This window comes from Candidatus Phytoplasma meliae (assembly GCF_016876135.2).
On sequence record NZ_JACAOD020000004.1, the window covers coordinates 14230 to 16826 of the forward strand.

Below are 2597 nucleotides of genomic sequence, written 5' to 3' on the forward strand. Positions count from 1 at the left end.
TNGGATNNGAATATTTAACNCAAAAANGNNAATTAACTCTNGNAACCATTAAAGAGTTTAAATTAGGTTANGCCCCNTTATCNGATAAACCTTTATCTTTTCGTCTNNTNAATTATTGTCAAAAANAAAATATCGATCCTACCAAATTANTNGAATATGGCTTTNTCAAAGAAAAAACNAATCAACAAAATAAAAAATATTATCACGANACTTTTCATGGTTCNATCATTATNCCCATNGAAAACGGTTNTCATAAAACNTTTCATTTTTANCAAAACCATTTTCGTGATACTNCCTATTTTNAACCCAAATACCAATCGATCAANAATTTCAGTCAAACNCCNACTTTTNATTTCAGNTATCGTTTTTGGGAAGCTTNGCCATATATTAAACAAANCAAAACCNTCATTATNCATGANGGTTTTTTTGANGTCATCAGTTGTTGGCAAAACAACATTAAAAANGTNGTNGGGTTAATTTGTGTCACCCAATTACTTTCCCNANCNCAAATANCNATTNTNAAAAAAGAAAATATNAAANNCATTATTGCNTTAGATAACGACGAAACAGGACAAAAACGAAGTGAAGCGTTAGGGANACAACTNAAAGAANCNAANATNANATACGAAATTAGACGCATTTTACCNCCATATNATAAAACTTGTAAAGATGTTGATGATTTATTGCGTCANTTCGGCAAAGAAGCCTATCAAAAATGTTTTTTAGACCCATACATTTCATATGAAGAGACCCAAAAGAAACTTATCGTTGATTTAGCTGTTCATTTATTCGGCCAAGATAAAGTCGAAATTATTAATTAAATTAATTTATTCTATATTACATTTCAACCTTTAGCACTACAAATAAAACTAAAACAATGAATATTCAAATAAAAACCCTATAATATCTTTCAAATTTAATTTAGTTATAAATAACACCTCAATAAACTCAAAAATAAAAAGGAGAAATAAAAAAGATGAAAAACGAAACCAATCAAGGCATTATTAAAGGTGGTTGGGAAACAAAATCAACCCCTAATGATTTAGAACAAATCAAACATTTTCTTAAAACCTTACAAGAAGAGTTAATTAATCTCACAATTATTACTCATTCTAAAAAGAAAAACACCTACCAAGAAGCTAATTATCGCCCTAAAAACGAAACTCTCTTTGTTGATTCTCAAATATTAGAAGAAATTAAACAAACTAAAATAGCTCTTATTAATGATCATTTATCCTCTAGTAGTACTAAACCATTACTTTCTAATTTACCCCCTCTTAAAAATCAAAATAATGCCCTTAAACCCCTATTTAATATTTTTCAAATCAATTATAAAAATACATCTAAAAACACCATCAAAGAATTAATTGGCAAAATTAATCCTCATAAATTAGAAACCTTACAATTATATCAATTAGAACCTAATAAACTAGATAAATACAACAAAACTATTAAAACGAATTATAAAAAAGGTTTAAATGTTATTTATTATCAACTAGAAGATTTAAAATATATCCAATTTTTCTTAACTAAGTCAAAACAAGGTTATCGAGTAAAAAAAATCCATCCTAAATATAAATATATTTTTGATGAATGACACTTTTATGACAATTCACTGACATTTTTATGACACTTCGCTGACAATTTTATGACACTTCACTGACACTTTTATGACACTTTTCCTTTTTGCATATCCTATACAAACACAAACACTTTTAACGAGTGATATTTTATATTTTATATCGATAATGATAATGATACTCGATATTTGATATTATCGTTGTATCTTTTAGCTATCATTATTATTAATCGATATAATAAAGATTTCTTTTTTAGAAACTTAATTTTTTAAACTATTTAATTTATTAATAAATTTTAATTTTTAAATTAACTGCCTCACCAATATTAGTAAGGTTGTTTATATAAACAAATAACCAAACACAATCCCCTAACGCGCTGAAGCGCTAATAAAAATTATAAGTACACACCAATAAAAAAAGAAATACTAAAAATCCCCCCCGTTGCGCGTTCCCCCCCCTTTTTTTTAAATAAATATAATTATTTAGAGTTATAATAAATGATATATAAAAAAAGGAAATAATATCAAATTAATGCATAAATTAAAACAAAAAATGAAATTATTACAAAAAATGCTTTCGCAAATCCATAATATTAACAAAGAATTAGTTTTTAAATTAGTGAAACAATTTGAAAAAGATCTCAGTTTAACCACTATTTTAAAAACAATCCAAATTAAAAGAAGCACCTATTATTATTGGTTAAAAACTAAAGAAAAATTAAAATTAAAACAAGAAAAACAATTATTAGAACAAAAACGTATTGCCTCTTTATGTAAAATGCATGAATATTTCTTAGGACATCGAAAAATCACTGATTTATACTTAAAAACTTTTAATGAAACTATCACTAAGAAAAAAGTTTATCTCATCATGAAAGAAAAAGGTATTTGTTGTCGTTTAAGAATTAAAAAAAATAAACACCATTATCACTCTTTAAAAGATAATTTAAATATAACCCCTAATTTAATTCAACAAGATTTTAAAACAACCCAACCCCTCCAAAAACTCTTTACCGAT

At 25.5% G+C, this 2597-nt stretch carries 2 protein-coding genes and 1 pseudogene; all 3 read left to right on the plus strand.

What is annotated here, in order from left to right; genetic code table 11:
- Positions 1-53 precede the first annotated feature (53 nt).
- Positions 54-821 (plus strand): annotated as a pseudogene (locus CHTY_RS03600) (toprim domain-containing protein); the annotation flags it as partial.
- 155 nt (positions 822-976) lie between these two features.
- Complete coding sequence (locus CHTY_RS01205; protein WP_203552110.1) at positions 977-1597, plus strand: phase variable surface lipoprotein; 621 nt, start codon at positions 977-979, stop codon at positions 1595-1597.
- Between the two features lie 514 nt (positions 1598-2111).
- On the plus strand, positions 2112-2597 hold a 486-nt coding region (locus tag CHTY_RS01210), incomplete at its 3' end, for an IS3 family transposase (RefSeq protein ID WP_203552111.1).

What these genes read in the sequence shown, in the direction of transcription:
- CHTY_RS01205 (WP_203552110.1), top strand. Translation starts at nt 977, where the DNA reads ATGAAAAACGAAACCAATCAAGGCATTATTAAAGGTGGTTGGGAAACA.